Raw genomic sequence first — 20,333 nt, 5'->3', positions numbered from 1 at the left:
TTTAGTACCTGTGCTTTAGCTGTGGGATTTGGATGACTACCTTTTTATCCGTTAAAAAGCTTATTCCTTTTGATGTCTTTTCCTCTGCGCCTTTGCAGGGCATGAACGACTGATGGTATATCGCTCTCCCAGCTTTTGAGCAACAGCAGGATGGCGAGGTTCTCTATTCGGGAGACAATACCAAGCATAATGCACGTTGTGAATATCCAGGAAGACTGGCACGAAAGGAAGAGCTGTACCATGACAGCCAGGATGGTTAAAGTCCATATCTTAGAAAGGATGGCATGTGTAGCGACTTCCTTGCGGAAGCGGATATATGAAAGGATATAAGTACAGGCTTCGAGGGCAAGGACGATTGTTAAGGACAGCCAGTTGTCTGAAAAAAAGAAGGGCAGCAGATGTAGCAGGCACCCAGTCTGCAGAGCCAGAAGACCTGGTCGGCTGATGAATCAAGACGTCTGAGCATTTCACCTGACACTCCGAGGCTGCGCGCAATAATCCCGTCCAGGATATCTGAAAGGAGTCCGGTCGCGAGAAGGACAAGCAGTATAGCCCGAAAATGCAGGGGCTGTAAGAAAGCCAGGATAATGATTAAAAATCCTGCAAGCAGACGGAAGAGGATTAAGAATAAAGGTATCTTTTTTAGCATTGTTGAGTAAGGTCAGAATGTAAAGGTACAGATACGGCGGGAGCACTACAAGTTACACGGTATGTTGGGCGATTCATCTACTGGCTGAGGATAGTCTCTTTCCGCAGGGTTCCTTGTGGATTTAATGAAAAGGGCGTATGGTTTATAAACCCATTCGTTAGCAGAAGAAGGGGGGCAGAATGGTACAGAGCCTTTTGGCAACCGCTAAAAGGAGTTTTATTAAAGCTGACCTTCGGAAAAGTATTAATAGGTGCAAGTTGCCTCGTCGCTGCGGATCATCTTTTTGCCTGCCTATATGTCTGCTATGGCTTCTTTTTCAAGGGTTCGAAATCTGTTCTCTTGTGTTACCGTTCTTGCGTCGATAGTCTAAGATGTACTAAAGACGCAGCTGGCAAAACATGCTGCCGGAGGTGTCAGTTCTGCTGGCGGATTATTAAGCCAACTGCAATTTTAAGAACAATTACTGCAATAATATCAAAGAAAAGAGGCTGAACTTAATACGATACAGCCTCCTTTCTTAATAATGATGCGACGCCTCAACGACGATCCTGTAGGATTGGATCGGCTCGCAAAAGGACAAATAGTTTACCAGGTAGTGTAGGTAATAAAGAAGCTATGGTCACTTTTTGACATAGAGATTCCTTGCTTTAAGACCCTTAGTACCTTTCCCAGAAGGGAGGAGGCGTGATTCCGAGTGCGCGCAGATAGACGTAGCCCTGTGCCCGGTGGTGAATTTCGTTGTCGATGAAGTACATTAAGTTCTGGATGACGGGGAAGTTGTACTGGCCGAAGAGGTTGTTCATTTCATGAAACTTCTCGGGAGAAAGTTGCGCGAAGTAGCTGTTGATCACCTCCGTCTCTGCATCCCATTTTGCCAATACCTCTGCCTTGGTCTTGAACTCATTCTTTTTCTCTTCGTAGGGCTGAGTTTCACCAGTGACAATTTCCTTTAATCCGGGGCCGGCGATGGCAAGCATTTCCTGTACCATGTTCAGGAAGGGACGCATACCGCCGATAGAGAATTCGAAGAGCTCTTTCTCGGGAAATGCTTCAATGACGCGGCGGGTAAGTGCGCGGTGGCCCTGCCAATGCTTTAAAAGTTCTTCGGGACTGATGATTGCTGCTGTTAGTGTTTCCATTGTCTTAAATTTTGTTTGGTAATGCAAACCTAGTGGTGGCAAGTGACAGCAGTGTGTCAGCAGGAAAACTAATCTCTGTAAAAAAGAAAGAGGCTGGCACTCTTCGGGAGTTCAGCCTCTTTTTTTGTTTATGATGTTAATTTCAAGTCTCGTCAAAGATTTTATGCAGGTAACCGCCTTTCACGGAAAGGAGTCTGCCATTTGCTGTTCTCAAATCCCTTTGGAACGGCCTCTTTTTGACTCTTATCCTTTTAGGATAAATACATTTTAGTGACGTGGCCGAGTTTCATGATGTTGAACTCGTGTTCGCTGATAGCGCCTTTTTCCTTCAGTTCGAACAACTGGTTAAGCGAGTGTTCAGGCTGTCTTTTAAGATGATATTCTACTTGCTGAGAAAATCTTTCGGGATAAGCCATGAAGCTGCTGCGAAAGCCTGCGCAGTTGTCCGCACGCCTTCTGGTACTGATAGTACCCATCGGGAGCGGCTTTTTAATCCTGACAGGCTCATATTCTGTCTTGTATAGTTCTTTTACCGGCACTTCTACCGACTTTTTTGACCATGGTAGAATTCCCTTTTCCATTACGAGGTGACTCTCGGTAAGATACCACTTCTCATTTGCTTTCTTCAGGATCCAACCAAGTCCAACGAGTGCCAGAAAAGCTCCGCTGCCTTCATAAGTGACATTGTTGCTTGTCATTAAAGCTAGTCCGGCAATGGTGATGAGGGTTGGAGCGATGTAAACGATCCAGTGTTTTTTTGCAGTAGCAAGAGGTGTTTGTGTGTTATTCTTTTTCATAAAGTAATATTATGTTATGCTTTTACGAATGATAAAGAGGATTGTTGCCGAAAATGTTATTTAATTGAAGGGTGAGTGCGTATTTTGTAAAAAGCATAATGATTTTCATTCTCCGAATGCCTGACGTTGTGTTTGCTCAGTAATGGCATTCAACAATTGCCTTATGCTTAATTATTAATCTCCCCAACTTTTCCGTTTGATACTTGAACGCTTCTCAAAAGGCTCGTATCCGAGATGTGTATCACGATACCCTTAAAAAAGAAAGCACCTGATGGGCAGGTGCTCAAACTAACCAATTATAAACCTGTCAAAATAATATCAATGATCGTGCCAGATTTATACTTGTTCGTGTATGCGTATTAATTCTGCCAGCTACGTAAAAATGGCAGTAAGCGGCATGTCAGTGCGATTGCGTGTGTCGTTTCTTCTAGTCAGCAAGGACATGAAGTTCAAAGGTCTGATCCATGTCAGTGTCACCACCAATACTGGCAAGACCTGGATACATCCACACGTTCTGGGCTACTTTTGACTTGTCAAGACCGTGGCTGAGGATCACCTGTACATCTGCTGAACCAGCTCTTAAAACATCAAACTTTCCCTTAAGGCCGATGTTGCGGTTGTTCTTGTCTTTATCTTCGTAAGTGTAGTTGATAAAGCCCGACTCAATGGCTCCTGCTTCATTCTTTGGAGTATAAAAGAATTGGTGTAAGTGTGCAGCCTGCATAAACTCGTCATTAATGACCTTCTCGTCACGATACATGTTTACCGTAAGACGGTAACTTGCTTTGGCGTCAAGGTGGATGTGCGCGTGCGAGTGTCCATGATCATTTTCTTCAGAAGTTGTGGCTGATGCAGTGTGAGCATGGTCATGGTCTCCCAGTTCGAAGTTAACGGTAACTTTATCGGCAGTCTCTTTGCCGCTGGCGTCGAGCTTAGTAAAGGTTAGTACAGCAGCATCTGGTTCTTCCATTTCAACTTCTGGTTCCGGATCATCTTTGCTGCAGGAACTGAATGAGAGAGCTGTTCCAAGGAACAATGCGGCGATTGCAAAACGATAGATTTTAGTCATGATTTCTGGATTTTATGTTAAACATTAATTAATTGCTTTTAAAATCTCCAGGTTGCCCTGAAGGTTACATTTCGTCCGAGGTCGTGCGCGAAATACCTGAAGCGGTTCAGATATTCCTTGTAAAGCCGGTTTGTCAGGTTCTCGGCTGTTAAGCTGACCAGCAGACTGTTTGTTCTGGTCTTCCATTCTGTTCCGACAGAAGCATCAAACAGATGATAAGCAGGAGGAGGGGAGGCGTAGTCGCTCTCTGGCTCATACCTGTCTTGCCGGGCAGTGAAGCGGTAGCCGAATTCAAGGAAGCTGCCACTGAAGGTCTTCTTCTCCGGAAGAGTCAGTTTTACAGAGTTCCTGACACGATCTGAAGGGATCCAAGGCAGATAGGCATTATTACTTACATCGCGGGCTCTTATCACGGAGCCCTTTAGCCCGTACTCGATATAAGGAGTGAGATGGTATGTTAAATTGAGATCCGCTCCTATAAGACGCGCGTTGGTCTGTGTATAGTTGTAGACCGGGAAAGCACCTCTGATATTTTCGAAGTAGCTTAACGAGGGCTTCAGGTAGATGTAATGTTCGATGTGGTTGATATATCCGTCGAGTTCAAAGCTTAACTTTTCCGTCTGATATTCGATGCTGTTAAGCCACTTATAGGACCTTTCTGCTTTTAAGTTTGCATCTCCTATTTCGTATGAAACGGTACCATGGTGAAGTCCGTTGCTGTATAGCTCGCTGACAGCAGGCGGACGCCATGCCAGCCCAAGGTTGGAGCGCAGATGCCATTTAGGCCCGAAGTGCCAGACGCCGCCAAGCGAGGCAGAGAGGTTATTGAAATGATGGGTTCCGCCATAAAGCTCTTTGTCGCGGTTGTATCCAAGTGCGTCGAGATACTTATACTCATAGCGGAGTCCTGCTTCTAACTCCCGCTCATTCTTAATGTGCCTTACAATAGCGTAAGCCCCTGCACCAAAGCTGTCGTAGTTAGGAATAAGCGGCGTAACGCCGGTTCCCTGTACGCTGTTGTTAACCTGGTTGACAAGGCTGATTCCCGTTATTCTTTTCCATCCCTGCTCATTCAGCTTTTCTATATTGAGATCGAGCGTGTGTGTGCTGAGGTGCATGTCAAGCGTCGGCTTACCTGTGAGTACGCGTCTTTGATCATATTCTTCGCGATTGTCAAATTGAAAGCCGTAAGTAGCGTTCAGGTTTGTGCCGTCGGCAAGGTGAAGATGTCCTTTGAGCTTGAACAGATCGTGTCTGATCTTTTGCATAGGAGCATCGATGCCGTATGAAAAGGGAACGTCAAAGAAGGGGCGCCCGAAGCTGATGCGCGTAATCAGATCATTTACGTTCCCGATATGTGAGTCTTTGAGAATTCCCAGTTTTGTATTGAAGTGACTGAAATAGCCTTCCACGCTCATTTTAGTAGACGTATATCCTGCGGCAGCAGAGTAATTTATCTCTTTTACTCCGGTATTATCGAGGTAATAGTCGGCTGACCTGACATTTCCTGCCTTTTTGGTAGTTCCCTGCAGACGCCATCCAAAGCCTTTCCACTTTGTTATTCCGCCAGACAGCGTTGCTGAACCTGCAATACCACGTCCGTTACTTGATCCTGCCGCATTAAGCTCTACATGCAGAGGAGGAGAAGAAGGCAATGCGGGTGGTTCCACCAGAACAACACCGCCCAGGGCATCTGCTCCGTACCTGATTGCTTCGGAACCTTTAACTACTGTGATGTTTTTAGCAATGAAAGGATCTATTTCAGGTGCATGTTCAGAGCCCCATTGCTGCCCTTCCTGACGAATGCCGTTGTTTAAGATTAAGATCCGGTTTGAGTGCAAGCCATGTATAACTGGCTTGGCAATGGTAGCGCCTGTTTGCAGCATATTGACGCCTGGAATGCTCTGAATTGATGCTGCCAGTGTTCCGCCCTTCGTCATGTCGAGCTCCCTGCCACTTATACTTGCGGCTGTATTAGGACTGGCGGACGCGGACCTATGCCCACTGATCTCTACTTCCCCAAGGGCAACGTCCTGTTGATGGAGGCGGACTGTAAGACTTTGACCCTTGCTTAAGACCAGTTGTTTCTTATACGGGGTATATCCCACCGTCTGCACCTCCAAGGTGTAGGTGCCCGCGCAAAGCAGGCCAAACGAGAAGGATCCCCGCTCATCTGAAATTAGCCTCTTTAGTTGAGGACTAAGGGTGACCGTAGAGGCGGGAAGAGGTTCGCCTGAATCACTGTCAATAATTTTTCCGCTCAACGTAATTGCGCAGCCATCTTTTGCTGACTGAGCCCAGGAAGGCATAGCAAGGCAAGAGACGGCTAATAGAAATAGTAGCCTTTTTAATAACATATAAGAAAAATGAAGGGAATGGTTGTGGCCCTGAGGCCATAACAAAATGCGCGTTTTCTGATGAGAAACGCTTAGTGTTTACTTGAATTTAGCAAGAGGGTGGACCCTTATTGGTCCAGGAGAGGACGGCCTTCAAGCCCAGTCCAATGGGCCGGTCAGCGCCTGGCTGGTGAGGCAGAGATGTTTTTAAAGGAAGTTCCGGCTGGTGACAGAAATGCGCGTGTTTCTGCTGATGACCGGTAATAAAGTCGCAAATCTGACATTTTACGTCAGCTTTCTCGACTGCTGTACCGGTGATGCCGTGCTTAGCAGTTATCCTGTTATCCGGTACCTCGTGATGGTGCATAGCAAGCAGACCCTGCATCGAACAGAATGCAAGGAGCGTGACGCCAGCAACAAGACGGAAGAAGCCGTTTAACTTTACCATTTGTTTTTAACTTGCAGCAAAGTTGCATAAAAAAGCGGAAGAAAAAAATAACAAAAGTGTTACCGGGCTCTATAATCCGACTCTATTTTGCAGATTTTGCCAGAAAGACCATACACGCTAATGAAATCAATCCTCCCAGGATAACAGCACAGGTTTACGTCCATGCCGCTTTATCAAGATCGTTTGTCCTGCAGGTTTTGTTACCCTGGAGGATCGTTTGCTGGTGGGATTTACGAACCGGAGATTCCCGAAGGGAAATTTTTTCCGCCTCTCTTCATTGGCTCACGATCCTTAGTTTCCTGGCAGTAAAGGCAGGAGTGGCTGGCATCGCTGCAGAAGATTTAGTATGCCGTGGTTAAGGTTGTGCTTTCACGGTTGCTCAGCTTCGGGATGCTATAGAGACCGTGGCACTTCATTCTGCCCTATCTGAAGGCACACCTCTTGACAAGTGTAATCGACGATTAAAGAGGTTCGCATATCAAAGTCCGGATGCCGTGCTCTTATAACGGAGCGGCGCATAGTGTTCTATGAATTCAATTAGATGAGCAACGAAGGCCACGGGTTGCTCCACCATGGGGAAGTGCCCGCATTCATTGATAAGGCAGATTCTTGATTTCGGCATCTGCTCGTAAAGCCGATGAGCAATATGCGGAGGTGTTATCTTGTCCTGAAGTCCCCATAAAAGCAACACTGGCATTGCCAGGTTTTTTACAGGCATATTCTTAAAATCGGCAGACTTCCCATTCCTGTGATGAGTCAGGCCCATCCGTTCTTCTGTATGCTTCTGAAGCGATCTGTGTATTTTCTCTACAAAGGTGCGTTTCAATATCTTCTCATTATAGAAGAACTGAGAGAGTGACTCCCGGACTTGCTGGTAGGTGCTCACTTTGGTCAGGCCTGGCAGAATTGTCTTTTCTTGCGAGTAAGCACTTGCAGAGAGAACAAGAGATGCGACATCAACGGGATGTTTCAGCGCATAATTGATAGCGAGCTTCGTTCCGAGGGAACATCCCACCAACACAGGCTTAGTTATTTGCTTTGTTTCGAGAAACTTTTGAAGCTGAAAAACGCTCTCCTGCATAGGTTCATCCTCACCGGCTGGGGGAGGCTGGAATGGGGGCAGGTGCACCGTATACTTAGCAAAAAGCGGTTTCAGTAACGATGCTGGCAAGAGACTGCTGAAAGGTTCGCTGAGAATAACGAGATCTGTCCTGGTCTCGGTTTCACTGGCGCGGTGAGTATGTCTGGGAGTAGCTGGTAAGTTCAGATGCATGGCAGAAAGATAGCTATACCCATGCCTGCCATGCAGGCACAGGCTAGCTCTTGATTATGGAGAATTTGTCCCGGTGGTCGTTTAAGAAGCAATTGCAGCCTTTCCTGCAACAGCAGTCAAGGCGTCCTCCTCTTCGAACTCTCCTCGGAGTCCTTCTATGCTCGAATAGCTGATCTGCCCATTAGGTCTGATTGCGTAGGCAGACAGAAGGGGAGTGTTTTCGTCAAGGCCGGAGAAGAGTTTCCATGCAGGTCGCTCCTCTGAGAAGACGCCGAAGCTCGCAGCAAGCTGTTGATCTTTATCGTAGTAAAAGTTAAGGGAGAGCGCTAAATTACCTACGGCCTTATAGAGCTCTTTTGCAGGCTCTGCACTCAGTATTATAACATTGGCGACTCCTGCCAGCCTGCTTTGTAGTCGTTCAAAAGAATGCAGAAGTGCTGTTCCTGCTGTGCCCCATTTTGTTGAGTAGAACAAAATCAGCAAGGGCTGCTCGTGGAGTTCCGCCAGGGAAATATCCCTGCCTGGTCTTATTCCCACCCATTCCGAGGGTGAAAATGAAAACTCTGGTGCAAAATCTCCTTCCTTTAAAGGCGAGGCGGGCTGCGGAGAATCAAAGTTTGTTGTCTGGAAAGATAATCCCTGAAAGCTGCGTAAATGCTGAGTGCTGATTAAAGATAACATGGTCTTGCTTACTGATATATGAAAAAAATGACTGAATAATAGAGAGAATGCCGGTACCGGCGCTAATGTTAGCAGCAGAAGCAGCTACACATTCGGGAACAACACATCATGCGATGTGCAGCTTGAGGAGTATGTGTGTTCCCATTTTTCATTAAGACAAACGTAGTAAAATAAATTTAATCTACAAAACCGGTAGACTAAAATATTTTTATATTTTTGAAAAAGATGCAGGAGACACAAATTCAGGAGCAATTGAAGTATGCGGGCAAGGTGGTACAGCCCAACGGTAAAGGCCATACGGACTACAGGGGACTAAGGGTTTTAATAGTAGGGCCTTATTCAGAGGCAGTAAAGACAGTTACTTCCCTTAAAAATAAGAAGACAGAATTCTATGCCGACATATTGTTAAGGCAAACTGACGACAGCCTGCAAAGAATTGACACAATAAACCCGGACTGGGGAACAGTAGAAGGGCCTGTTGATGGCGAGCTCATCTCGGGATATGACCTTGTTCTTTTAAAAGATGAGGACGAGCGGTTAACAAAGACCATATTACAGATGGGCAGAGAGCACGATGTGGTGGTCTCGCTGATAAGCAGGCATGACGGCACCAGTAAACCGGGCAACGCAGTACTTCGCGAGGAGAGGTACTGGAGGAAGATTGCCAGCCGGTGTATTTTTGCCCTCGGATTTATTCTGCTCGGCAGTGTTATTGCCTCTTATTACCCTCTTAAACATCTGCTCTTTGCTTTACAGACATTTGCTGTCAACCTTGATCTCGATGCGTCCTTCGGGCTGATGCTGCTGGCTGGTTTCGTTGCCCAACTCGTGGATGGAGCTTTGGGAATGGGATATGGAGTGATTTCAACGACCATGCTATTATCAACCGGTCTAAATCCTGCTGCAATTAGTGGCAGTATTCACACTGCCGAAATGTTCTCCAGCGGAGCATCTGGCTTTAGTCATTACCGGTTTGGGAACATCAACAAGAAGCTCTTCAGAACCTTGCTTATCCCAGGCATTCTAGGCGCTGTTGCAGGGGCTTTATTGCTATCTTATCTGGGCGAAGAGTATGGAAAATGGCTGCGCCCTGCCTTGTCTGTCTACACCCTGTTGCTGGGACTGCGGATCCTGCTAAATGCTTTCAAGAAGAAAAGTGAGTCGCGTAAGGTGAGACATGCGGGATGGCTGGCAGGTGCGGGCGGCTTTCTTGACTCCTTCGGTGGAGGCGGATGGGGGCCTCTCGTTACCAGCACGCTCATCTCAAAAGGAAAGACGCCAAGGTACATCATCGGAACGGTAAGCCTTACAGAGTTCTTCGTTACTCTGGGCAGTGCGCTTACGTTTTTTATTGTCCTCGGAACCAGTCATATTGAAACCATTGCAGGACTGATAATAGGAGGGGTACTCGCAGCCCCTCTGGCAGCGAAACTTACAGGAAAGCTCAAAACCAGAACGATGCTTGTAGGGGTTGGCGTACTGGTCATCTTGTCGAGTTTAAGAATTATTCTGAAGGCTACGGGAGTGTTGTGAATAAGCAGGCTTTAGTGTAGCGCCACGGTACGTGCTGTATCAGACGAATAACTGCAGATGCAGCACCTCAGAATACACGCACAACGGCGAGGAAACGTTGCCTGAAATAGGAGTTGCTCAGGAGTGATGTGGTGACTGCATTTGTTTTTCCTGACGCGGCATGTATAAACTCGATTTCTTTGCCGCTCGTTGTCACTATCCCCATATGTCCTGGCTGTCGGCTTTGATGCTCGTATCCGGTAAATAAGATGATGTCGCCAGGTCGCGCCTCTCTGAGAGTTACTTTTTTTCAGCATTTTTAAAGTCTACTGTCCTTCGCGGTACTGATATGTTGAAATGGTTAAACACATGTGTGATAAAGCCGGAGCAATCGAAGCCATAAAGCGGGTCAGAGGAACCATATACGTATCTTGTTCCCTTCAGTGTGAGGGCATAGGCCACAAAATCCTTTGACCTGACCGACTGGGTATTGAAACGATAGACCGTGTCCGTTCCATTAACAAGCGTATCGGTTTGGGTCATCGTGATGTTTTTGGTCGCAGGCGCAGGGGTGTAGGACGGCACGTCCGGGTCTTTTTCTTCCGGAGGGGATGGTCTGGCAACTGGGGGGAAAACCTCTGCTTCCTGTTCCGATGTCTTTTCTATCGCTTTTCTTCTTTCTTTAGGTCTTAATATCTCACTCGTCTTTTGATCAATTACCCGTTCGCCAATCTGCTCTGCCTTTTGCCTTAATCGCCCCCATATCCCCTGTGCAAGGCCGCATTGCGTGGTGACAAGCTGAATTATAAAAAGCAGGACCCATGTCTTTGTATTTGTACTCATTTTTAACAGCTTAGAAATCCCCTTTGTACCTATATTGCTGATTACAAACCTAAGCCGTACACCTTCTTATCACATCAGTAGAATTACTGAATACCATTTTTAAGTGTTCTCCGCATGGCTGCCCACTTCTGTTTCTTTTCGTGATATCGGAAGGAAGAGTTTGTAAATGTCCTTTTGGTCAGATACATTTGAGAGAACGAATCTATCTCTTAAAACACTCCTTATGCTTGACATCGTCATAGAAGCCAGAAAGGCATCAATTGCGCCGGGAATGGACGTCAAACGAATTCTTCCATTTCGTCTTCGTCGTATGGTGGGTCCCTTCATTTTTATGGACCACGCAGGTCCGGTTGACTATCAGCCTTCTGCTGTTCCCTCCATCGACGTGTTACCCCATCCCCATATCGGGCTTTCTACAGTGAGTTATCTTTTCGGGGGACAAGTAACACACCGCGACAGCCTGGGCGTGGAGCAGGTCATAAGGCCCGGTGAAGTAAACTGGATGACTGCCGGAAGCGGGATAGCACATTCTGAAAGATTTGAAGATCCTGCGGCACTGGCCGGAGGTGCACTTGAAATGATACAAACCTGGGTGGCCTTGCCCGAAAAGGATGAAGAATCAGTGCCCTCTTTCAATAACTACCAGTCTGAAGAGTTACCTGTTTTTACTGAGGACGGCGTGTGGATGCGTCTTATCGCCGGCAATGCTTTCGGACTGAGAAATGACGTTAAGACTCACTCCCCGCTGTTCTATCTTCATGTCATTCTGCAGAAAGACGCACGTTTCGGTCTCCCTCCCGAGCATGCTGAGCGGGCGATATACGTTGTAAAGGGAACAGTCGAGATGCGCGGTCTCCGTTATCAGGCCGGACAAATGCTTGTGTTTACCAAAGGTGTCGACCCCATCATTATTGCCCTGGAGCACGCTGTCCTAATGCTGCTCGGTGGCGAACCTGTCGGCGAGCGTTACATTTGGTGGAACTTTGTCTCTTCCAGAAAGGAACGCATTGATCAGGCAAAGGCCGACTGGAAGGAGGGAAGGATTCTGCTTCCCCCCACAGACAATACCGAGTTTATTCCCCTTCCTGACGATAAGTCGCGTCCTTCAGGCGGTCCTCCTCCCGAAGCTTTGTCCTGACAACATTTAAGGATTAAGCAGAGCCGGCCCCGTATCTGCAAGGCAAGACCGGTATATGCCGGCGCCATTGTTTTAGCCTATGTAACGAAGCGGAGCTGTAGCTAGTCTCCCAATAAGACACAAACAACCAACAGAAATCATGAAAGGCTTTTTATTAGCAGTTTTATTCCTGGCAGTACAAGCTGGGGCAAACGCGCAGCAGGCAGAGAAATTTAACGGGCTCGACGTTAACCTCGGTAATCTTTCCCGTCTTTCCGACGCGAAGACGCGTTCTATTAGCCCTGAGAACTTTTCGGGTGGCAAGGGGAAAGGCGGAATGGCTGATCCCCGGAAAGAAAAAGGACAGCGGAATGTTGCAAACGCTGCAAATGAAGCACGCGACCTGGGCACGGGCTGGAAGGTAAACCCCTTTGTCATTATTAATCCGGGTGAGACATTTACTCTTGCGGAGATAGAAGGCCCGGGTGCGATCCAGCACATCTGGATGACGCCCACAGGCAACTGGCAGTTTTCTATCCTGAGGGTTTACTGGGATGATGAGAAAGAACCTTCTGTGGAAGCACCTGTCGGCGCCTTCTTTGGAATGGCCTGGAACGAATATGCTCCTTTGAATTCCCTTGCCATGACTGTGAACCCCGGAAGTGCATTCAATAGCTATTGGAAGATGCCTTTCAGGAGAAAATGCAGAATAACCATGGAGAACCTGAACGATGCAGAAGCAATGCGACTTTACTACCAGATCGATTATACCCTAACCGATGTGGGGCAGGATGAAGGTTATTTTCATGCGCAGTACCGGAGAACAAATCCGAATCTCAGCTCCCTCCATACCATTATTGACGGAGTGAAGGGCAAGGGTCAGTATGTTGGCACCTACATGGCCATTGGGGTACGAAACAACGGTTGGTGGGGCGAAGGAGAAATCAAGTTCTTTCTCGACGGTGATAAAGACTATGCCACCATTGTGGGCACCGGTACTGAAGACTATTTCTGCGGATCATACAATTTCGACCGCCAGGGCAAATTCACTGAATATTCTACCGCCTACGCCGGCCTCCACCAGGTAATCAGACCCGACGGAACCTATAAGTCGCAGGAGCGCTTTGGTATGTATCGCTGGCATATCACCGATCCAATACGTTTCGACAAGGATCTGAAGGTCACTATTCAGGATCTTGGCTGGCGACATGGAGGGCGCTATCTTCCCCAGCAGTCCGACATTATTACTGTTGCATACTGGTATCAGAGGGAGCCTCACGCCAGGTTTCCTAAATTGCCGTCAAGAGACGTCATGGAAGTAAACTAATGAGCAGCACCCCTTTCAGATATACTACCCGGAGCACCAGATCGTTCCCGGGTAGTATATCAGGCTTCTTAAAATCCTTTCCTTACTTTGAAGCTGCCCTCTACCGCGAGCGAGCGACGTAGGGCAGGGCCGTAGCCGGTCGGTGTGACAGAAAAACTGCCCTTTACATACCCGTCTTCCTCACCCATACTCTCGATATTTACACTTCCACCGCTTGCCAGCAGCTTATCCTCTTCTATATACTTGCTCATGTAAGTATATCCTCCAACTTCTTCCCAGTGAAAATGGCCGCCATTGTTCTCGATGGAATAGCCATGCGACCCTTTGCCGCCGGGCCAGCGCAACAGGAAGTATCCGCCGCCCTCGTTATCAGGGTTCGACAGCAGATACAATCCACCCATGCGTACCACAGGTGTGGCTGGTATCTTTTTGGGGATACCGCCTCCAATGCTAAATTCAATGTATGAGCCGGTAATGGTGATATTTGCCACCACCAGAAACTTTCCTTTTTTGTTCAGGTCCACCTCTACAGACACCGCAACCGGATTTTTTGAAGGCACAGCAGAAGGAGCTTTATATACAGCCCTTGCCCCATTTGTCTCAAGACTTCCCGCACCTGCTAAGGTCCACTTCTTTATAAACTTGGCGGTCATCGCTCCCGGTTCGCCGATCTCCTGTTCTTTGCCCTTTTCCAGGGGGGCCAGGATGTCGTCGGCATCTGAGAAGATATAGAGTTCTACTGAGCCGCCAGGCTCAACAGTAGTATTATCAGGTGTTATTTTAAATGATTCAAAGAAACTCCAGTCGCTGAAATGCGTGGTGCTTACTGTCACTGTCATATCTTCTTTGTCAAGCTGCGCGCCCCCAACGCGGATCCAGATGCCCTTATCATTCTGATAGGCGATCTCCAGTGCCTCAGGCACGGTTCCTGCCAGGTCCTCCTCCGTATAGTAGAAACTCAGCTTTACCTCTTTTTTAAACGTGATGCCGTGCGGCTCAATCCTGTAGGCCTGATTTAGCTTCATGGGGTTTGTATTACTGATACGCTGAATAGAAATCTCCTGAGCCTCGGTAAGCGCTCCCTGCGGAATATCTATTTCAATCCGTCCGTCTGTACTTTTCAATGTTCCGCCCTGCAGTCCTATTATTTTCTTTGCCGGCGCGCTTCCATCCGGTGTTCCTGCCGGAACAACCAGTCCTGGCTTGTTTCCTCCGTTCTCATCTTCCTGGCCGTCATTTTCCTTCTGGCATGAGAAAAGGAGGGCAACGAGCAGAGAGAGTATCCCATAATGCAGTATAAGTTTCATAAATCTGTCTTTTATAGTCAATAAAGTCGATGAATTATAAATGTTCAAGCAAAGGTATAGAGCCCTCATGTCGCTTTTTTCGGGTGTTCTACTGAAATAATAAGACCGGTATATCTACTTAATTTCTTTTTGATTTCGCACGGCGGGGCCGGTGCTTTTATCGCCGCGGAGGTAGCTGCAGAAGGCTCTGCCGGTACCAGAGATTTTAACGAAGCATACACGTGTGTGTTTAACTCTTGCCCGTCCTGCGTAGCCTCATTTGTTAAATAGTGTTAAAACCGTTGTAAAATATTTTCCTATAACAAAATTTTGCATGTCGCCAGGCACTGACCTCTGAGGTTCTGAACGAAGGGAAAAGAGAAGAATAACTTATAACGATCCGAAGCGGTAGCCTTGTCGATAAGGTTTAGTATGTATTTGTAGCTCATTAAAGATTATGTCAGATTTTTTAAAGCGGGCACATGCAAAGAACGTATATCTGTGCTCCCTCATCCTGTTCCTTTTCCTTTTAAACGGAGCGACCAGCGTCGCCCAGGTTACCCTTTACACTCCCTATACGAAAATATCGGTCCCGCCGGGGGAGTCAATCAGTTATGATATTGATCTGATCAATAAAGGAGGGGCTGTTTCCACGGCTGAAGTTGCCGTCACCGGCCTTCCTAAAGGATGGACCTACTCCATGAAGTCGGGGGGTGGACAGTCGGGCAGCTGTCGGTGCTGCCGAAAGACAAGAAGACCCTTACCTTGCAGGTGCAGGTGCCATTGCAAGTCAATAAAGGCGCATATCACTTCACAGTGGCGGCAAAAGGAATTGCACGCCTGCCGCTAACGGTGGTGGTCTCTCAGCAAGGTACTTTTAAATCGGAGTTCAGCACTGCTCAATCCAACATGCAGGGGGCTGCAAATTCCACTTTCACTTATACGGCAACGCTCCGGAACGGAACAGGAGCCGATCAGGTGTATGCGCTGAACTCGAATGTGCCGCCCGGCTGGAATATTGCTTTTAAGGCCGATTACAAGCAGGTGTCGTCAGTGAGCGTTGAAGCCAATAAAAGCAAAGAAATCACCATAGAGGTGGATCCGCCTGACGAGACACCTGCCGGATCATATAAGATCCCTGTTGTTGCTGCTACCAATGCCACATCAGCCGACCTCGCGCTCGACCTCTCTATTACCGGTTCTTATGGCCTTCAGCTTGGCACTCCTAGCGGTTTGCTTAGTACAAAGGTAACGGCAGGCGATAGCAAACGTTTGGAGCTCAGCGTGAAAAATACGGGTTCTGCTGAATTAAAAAATGTGGAGCTGCAGGGTACCGGCCCCGCTAATTGGGAAGTCTCATTTGAGCCGCAGAAAATCGCTTCCATTGCCCCCGGTGCCACTGCTCAGGCTTATGCCATTATCAAGGCAGACAAAAAAGCAATTGCCGGAGATTACGTTGCAAATCTCGAAGCCAGGAGCCCGGAGGTATCCTCTAAAGTTGACATGAGAGTAGCGGTAGAAACGTCGCTGCTCAGCGGATGGCTGGGCCTCCTCATCATCGTGGTTGCCATCGGAAGTGTGTATTATCTGTTTAAGAAATACGGAAGGAGGTAGTCGTTGAGCACACCTATTATTGAGCTGAAAGGTCTCACCAAGCGTTATGGCGATTTTACAGCTGTAGATCATCTTGATCTTAAGATTGCCAGGGGTGAGATCTTCGGCCTTCTCGGTCCCAATGGGGCCGGTAAGTCAACCACTATTCTGATGATGCTCGGACTCACAGAACCTTCTGCCGGACAGGTCAGCGTTTGCGGGGTTAATGCCGTCACTAACCCAATTGAGGTAAAGAGAAGGGTGGGATATCTCCCCGACGACGTGGGCTTTTACGATACCTATACCGGACTTGAGAACCTGATGTATACGGCAATGCTGAATGGAATTTCTGAAGGACCGGCCAGAAAAAAGGCAGAACTCCTCCTTGAGCGCGTCGGGCTGCGGCAGGAGCTTGGTAAAAAGACAGGAAAGTACTCGCGGGGGATGCGGCAAAGGCTTGGTCTTGCTGACGTACTGATTAAAGATCCTGAGGTCATTGTTCTTGATGAACCAACACTCGGTATCGATCCCCAGGGAGTAAAGGAGTTTCTGGAGCTGATCGTAAGACTGAGCAGGGAGGAAGGGATCACGGTACTGCTCTCTTCTCACCACCTGCATCAGGTACAGCAGGTATGCGACCGGGTAGGCATATTCGTGGCCGGCAGGATGCTGGCAGTGGGCGACTTGCTCAGCCTCACCCGCCAGCTCTTTCCCAACGAAAAAGATTCAGTCTCCGCGCGCGTCCGCTTTTCGTCGGGCACAGCCGGCGATGAGAGAGCAAAACTGCTTAATCTCCTTCGCGGGATGCAGGGCGTAGTGCTCGCCGAGTTCCGGGAAGACGAGCTCTTTATCCAAAGTGAGTACGATGTCGTTCCCCACATTGCCAGGACGATTGTAATGAACGGTTTCGATCTCACACATCTTAGTCATAAGCAATACGGATTAGATGAAATTTACCAACGTTACTTTGAAGGAGGCAAAGGAAAATGATAAACATAACTAAAACCCGGTCAGCACTGATAGACAAGGTGAGGATGTTCGCTGGGGCTGTAAACGCAGGCGCTCACTCTGCGCCTCACCCTTTCCGCGTGATGGTAAATAAGGAAATCAGAGACCATGTGCGGAGCTGGCGCTTCCTCATATTGCTCTTTTTGATCTTGCTCACCTGCATGGGATCACTCTATACTTCGGTTACAAATCTATCCAAATCAATCAAGCCGAACGATCCGCAGGCCGACTTCCTTTTTTGAGGCTTTTTACCTTGTCTGACGGTTCGCTGCCGCCGTTTCATGTTTTTATTGGTTTTCTCGGTCCGTTACTCGGCATAGCACTTGGTTTCGATGCCGTCAATTCGGAACAGAACAAGGGTACGCTAAGTCGCATTATGTCTCAGCCTGTTCACCGCGACTATCTCATCAACGCAAAGTTTGTAGCTGCGCTCATTGTCATCAGCACACTATTTTTCGCTCTTGGATTTCTGGTCATGGGCATTGGCCTCATCCTCATCGGCGTGCCGCCTACAGCGGAAGAGTTCCTGAGGGTAGTCTCATTTTTGGCGCTCAGTGTACTATACGTTGCCTTTTGGCTCAACTTAGCGATCTTGTTTTCCATCAGGTTTAAACAAGCCGCAACTTCTGCTCTCACTTCAATTGCAGCCTGGCTCTTCTTCACCGTGTTTTTTCAGATCCTGGTCAGCCTGCTCGCAAGGGTCATGATGCCTGCCGACGGGGCTTCTGAGCAGCAGGTGATCGAGTATCAGAGCAAGGTCGTCAATCTTCTCCGCCTGGCACCAAGTCAGCTTTTCAGCGATGCAACCACTACGCTCCTGATGCCTGCCGTGAGAAGCCTGGGGCCTTTGTCTATGGAGCAGATGTATGGCGCCATTCCCAGTCCTTTGCCTCTCGGCCAAAGCCTGTTGCTGGTATGGCCTCAGCTCACAGGTCTGATAGCTGCAAGCCTTGCCTGTTTTGCCTTGTCTTACTTGTCCTTTATGAAGCGAGAGATCCGCTCTCGGTAAGGTCAATGGAGGGGAGAGACGCAGTATCACAAATGATCTCAGCCTCTTCACTTGATAAGTTATTAATGAAAAGGAGTTTCTATTGCGGCAGCGCTAACATTTAGCGCTGCCCTTTAATAGCAGTATATCAGCTTTTTGCGAGAACTCAGTTCTGACATAACCTCCTTCATCTTGCTCTCGGCGTTTATAACCCATCCCGACTTCATTTCTTTTTCCAATACCGGCCCTTATTCGCTTAGCAGCGTGTTTCTAAGATCAGTCACCCGAACAATCGCACCATATTCCTGAAACCCTTATTCGCTTAGCAGGGTGTTTCTCACACGCTGGCTAAAGACGATGAACAACGACTGTGTACCAGGGATTTGACGTCTCCGTTATTTTGTGGCTTTTCAAGCCTGCCTGGGGCACCACTTGTCCTGTATGATGCTCCCTGTCATTTTGGTTAGGGTCTTCAGAAGGATGCTTGCCAGCAAGCTCTGCGACTTAAAAGCAGGGGGAGGAAACGAGTAAAGGCACGCCGAGCGATACTGATCCACACACGTGAAGCCCGTCTATTGAAAGGTTTGGTAAAACAAAAAGGTGCTCAACTTCCTTTAGACAATGAAAACCTAATATTTTGGAAGTGACAGATCTGCCTATTAGCTTCATGTCTTTTTTCAGGACGGCTCCGCCCACAATTATCCTAAAGCCGGACGTGCCTGTCTTTACCATTGTAACAGCCAATGATGCTTATCTTGCCGCAACCAACGCCAAGTTAGAGGATATCGTAGGTTCCGGCTTTCTCGACGCGTTTCCCGAAAACCCGCTCGACCCGCAGACCCGGAACGTAGAGGCGCTTCGCGGCAGCTTAACCGAGGCTGTGCTAACCAAAAAGCAACATGTGCTTCCCAGTCAGAAGTATGACATCCCCATTTGGGGAACCGACCTCTTTAACGTCCACTACTGGAAAGCAACCAACTCACCCATATTAAACGAGCAAGGGGAGGTGGAGTATATCGTGCACGTCACATTAGATATAACCAGTGCAGTTGAAGCGGCTCAAAAAGAGAGGGGCGCTTTTGAAGTAGCCGAGGCGCAAAGGCAGACCATGGAACAAATGGAAGAGCGCCTCAGGCTTGCTATGGACTCAGCTAATATGGGCATGTGGCACATTGATCTGAAGACCGGAAAGCTAAGTTGTTCTCAGCGGTTCAAGGAGATCTACGGCTTTCATCGGCATGATACAGTAACGCTTGACGAGGTGCTCAGCACTGTTAAAGATGATTACCAGGCTGCTGTACGTTCAGCCATCAGCGCCACGATATCACGGAATGAGCCTTTCGATATTGAATTTCCGATTTTGCCTCCCGGCGATAAGAAGCTAAGATGGGTCAAAGCCACCGGAAAGATTTACAAACAGCAGGCTGATGGCTCATCAAGTTTCTCCGGGACCGTTATTGACGTTACGGAGAAGAAATCGGACGAAATCAGAAAGAATGATTTCATAGCCATGGTAAGCCATGAGCTGAAAACGCCGCTGACGTCAGTGAAGGCTTATGTACAAATGCTGGCTTCAAACGCTGCCAAGACGGAGGACAGCTTCTCCACTGTTGTACTAAAGAAGGTTCACTCGCAGGTCGACAAGATGCACACCCTTATTAAAAGTTTTCTTGACGTTGCACGCCTTCAGGACGGCAAGATTGGATTAAACCTCAGAATATTTCAGCTTTCCGAACTTTTGAAGCAGGCAGTGAAGGATATCGAATTGCTCACCCACACGCACGAGCTTGTTCTAGACCTTTGTGATTCAATAGAGGTAAATGCCGATAAGGACAAGCTCATACAAGTGGTTAGTAATTTCCTGAGCAATGCAATCAAGTACTCGTCATCCGGATCACGTATAGAAATATCCTGTGAAAGACGCAATGGCGAAGCTGTGGTTTGTGTAAAAGACGAGGGAATTGGAATCAAGCAGGCCGACTTAAATCGCTTGTTTGAAAGGTTTTTTCGTGTTGAGGACGCTGAAACAAAGTTAGTGTCAGGTTTTGGATTGGGCTTGTATTTGTGCGCGGAGATAATTGAAAGGCATAACGGCAAAATATGGGTAGAAAGCCAGCCCGGTAAGGGGTCCGCTTTTTATTTCAGTCTTCCTTTGGCAGCTGAGGACGAATGAATGATCTTTATCCCTCCAGTGCTTCCACCTGAGTTTTAATTATAAAGAAGTCCATGCGTTGCCTTCTGCTGAGGGATCAGAACGTGTGTACGGA

Annotated in this window: 18 protein-coding genes and 1 pseudogene; 8 read left to right on the top strand and 11 right to left on the bottom strand. The window is 47.8% G+C overall.

The annotated features are described in order from the left end of the window. Positions 1 to 44 precede the first annotated feature (44 nt). The 9 genes from ACES2C_RS18630 to ACES2C_RS18590 form a co-directional block, all read right to left on the bottom strand. On the bottom strand, positions 45 to 188 hold the full coding sequence (locus ACES2C_RS18630; RefSeq protein WP_374164563.1) for a hypothetical protein: 144 nt from the start codon (positions 186 to 188) through the stop codon (positions 45 to 47). Between the two features lie 170 nt (positions 189 to 358). Further along, the gene (locus ACES2C_RS18625) at positions 359 to 649 is read right to left on the bottom strand and encodes a CDP-alcohol phosphatidyltransferase family protein (RefSeq protein ID WP_374164562.1); all 291 of its coding nucleotides are present in this window, start codon (positions 647 to 649) and stop codon (positions 359 to 361) included. Between the two features lie 656 nt (positions 650 to 1,305). Further along, positions 1,306 to 1,788 (bottom strand): DinB family protein, encoded by a 483-nt coding sequence (locus tag ACES2C_RS18620; protein WP_374164561.1) that lies wholly within the window; start codon positions 1,786 to 1,788, stop codon positions 1,306 to 1,308. A gap of 251 nt (positions 1,789 to 2,039) precedes the next feature. Next, complete coding sequence (locus ACES2C_RS18615; protein ID WP_374164560.1) at positions 2,040 to 2,585, bottom strand: hypothetical protein; 546 nt, start codon at positions 2,583 to 2,585, stop codon at positions 2,040 to 2,042. Positions 2,586 to 3,012: 427 nt separating this feature from the next. Next, entirely contained in the window at positions 3,013 to 3,654 is a 642-nt protein-coding gene (locus tag ACES2C_RS18610; protein ID WP_374164559.1) for a hypothetical protein, read from the bottom strand. 38 nt (positions 3,655 to 3,692) lie between these two features. After that, positions 3,693 to 6,011: a TonB-dependent receptor gene (locus ACES2C_RS18605; RefSeq protein WP_374164558.1), complete on the bottom strand. Its 2,319-nt coding sequence runs from the start codon at positions 6,009 to 6,011 to the stop codon at positions 3,693 to 3,695. Positions 6,012 to 6,099: 88 nt separating this feature from the next. Beyond that, positions 6,100 to 6,438: a hypothetical protein gene (locus ACES2C_RS18600; protein ID WP_374164557.1), complete on the bottom strand. Its 339-nt coding sequence runs from the start codon at positions 6,436 to 6,438 to the stop codon at positions 6,100 to 6,102. A 478-nt stretch (positions 6,439 to 6,916) separates the two neighbouring features. Next, positions 6,917 to 7,711, bottom strand: a complete 795-nt coding sequence (locus ACES2C_RS18595; RefSeq protein WP_374164556.1) for an alpha/beta fold hydrolase — start codon at positions 7,709 to 7,711, stop codon at positions 6,917 to 6,919. A gap of 81 nt (positions 7,712 to 7,792) precedes the next feature. Beyond that, complete coding sequence (locus tag ACES2C_RS18590) at positions 7,793 to 8,392, bottom strand: peroxiredoxin family protein (protein WP_374164555.1); 600 nt, start codon at positions 8,390 to 8,392, stop codon at positions 7,793 to 7,795. Positions 8,393 to 8,617: 225 nt separating this feature from the next. On the opposite strand from ACES2C_RS18590, the gene ACES2C_RS18585 reads away from it, so the two are divergent. Beyond that, a complete protein-coding gene (locus tag ACES2C_RS18585) occupies positions 8,618 to 9,925 on the top strand; it encodes a sulfite exporter TauE/SafE family protein (protein WP_374164554.1) in 1,308 nt (435 codons plus the stop codon). 67 nt (positions 9,926 to 9,992) lie between these two features. On the opposite strand, the pseudogene ACES2C_RS18580 reads toward ACES2C_RS18585, so the two are convergent. Then, a pseudogene (locus ACES2C_RS18580) lies at positions 9,993 to 10,447 on the bottom strand (C40 family peptidase). 523 nt (positions 10,448 to 10,970) lie between these two features. On the opposite strand from ACES2C_RS18580, the gene ACES2C_RS18575 reads away from it, so the two are divergent. After that, positions 10,971 to 11,885: a pirin family protein gene (locus tag ACES2C_RS18575; RefSeq protein ID WP_374164553.1), complete on the top strand. Its 915-nt coding sequence runs from the start codon at positions 10,971 to 10,973 to the stop codon at positions 11,883 to 11,885. A 139-nt stretch (positions 11,886 to 12,024) separates the two neighbouring features. After that, positions 12,025 to 13,191, top strand: a complete 1,167-nt coding sequence (locus ACES2C_RS18570) for a glycoside hydrolase family 172 protein (RefSeq protein ID WP_374164552.1) — start codon at positions 12,025 to 12,027, stop codon at positions 13,189 to 13,191. A 68-nt stretch (positions 13,192 to 13,259) separates the two neighbouring features. Here the strand turns inward: ACES2C_RS18570 and ACES2C_RS18565 are convergent, their stop codons facing one another. Further along, complete coding sequence (locus ACES2C_RS18565) at positions 13,260 to 14,498, bottom strand: hypothetical protein (RefSeq protein WP_374164551.1); 1,239 nt, start codon at positions 14,496 to 14,498, stop codon at positions 13,260 to 13,262. A gap of 666 nt (positions 14,499 to 15,164) precedes the next feature. On the opposite strand from ACES2C_RS18565, the gene ACES2C_RS18560 reads away from it, so the two are divergent. The 5 genes from ACES2C_RS18560 to ACES2C_RS18540 all read left to right on the top strand — a co-directional run bounded on the left by ACES2C_RS18560 (position 15,165) and on the right by ACES2C_RS18540 (position 20,239). Further along, a complete protein-coding gene (locus tag ACES2C_RS18560) occupies positions 15,165 to 16,091 on the top strand; it encodes an NEW3 domain-containing protein (protein WP_374164550.1) in 927 nt (308 codons plus the stop codon). 3 nt (positions 16,092 to 16,094) lie between these two features. Then, positions 16,095 to 17,060, top strand: coding sequence for an ABC transporter ATP-binding protein (locus ACES2C_RS18555; protein ID WP_374164549.1), 966 nt, complete (start codon positions 16,095 to 16,097; stop codon positions 17,058 to 17,060). Next, on the top strand, positions 17,057 to 17,320 hold the full coding sequence (locus tag ACES2C_RS18550; protein ID WP_374164548.1) for a hypothetical protein: 264 nt from the start codon (positions 17,057 to 17,059) through the stop codon (positions 17,318 to 17,320). Before ACES2C_RS18555 ends, ACES2C_RS18550 begins: the two co-directional genes overlap by 4 nt. 11 nt (positions 17,321 to 17,331) lie before the next feature. Beyond that, positions 17,332 to 18,087: an ABC transporter permease gene (locus ACES2C_RS18545; protein WP_374164547.1), complete on the top strand. Its 756-nt coding sequence runs from the start codon at positions 17,332 to 17,334 to the stop codon at positions 18,085 to 18,087. 622 nt (positions 18,088 to 18,709) lie between these two features. Beyond that, positions 18,710 to 20,239: an ATP-binding protein gene (locus tag ACES2C_RS18540; RefSeq protein WP_374166986.1), complete on the top strand. Its 1,530-nt coding sequence runs from the start codon at positions 18,710 to 18,712 to the stop codon at positions 20,237 to 20,239. Positions 20,240 to 20,333 lie beyond the last annotated feature (94 nt).

It is taken from the genome of Arcticibacter sp. MXS-1, from assembly GCF_041902385.1.
In the GTDB taxonomy this organism is placed as follows: domain Bacteria; phylum Bacteroidota; class Bacteroidia; order Sphingobacteriales; family Sphingobacteriaceae; genus Arcticibacter.
This window is presented reverse-complemented; position numbering and strand designations above follow the sequence as displayed.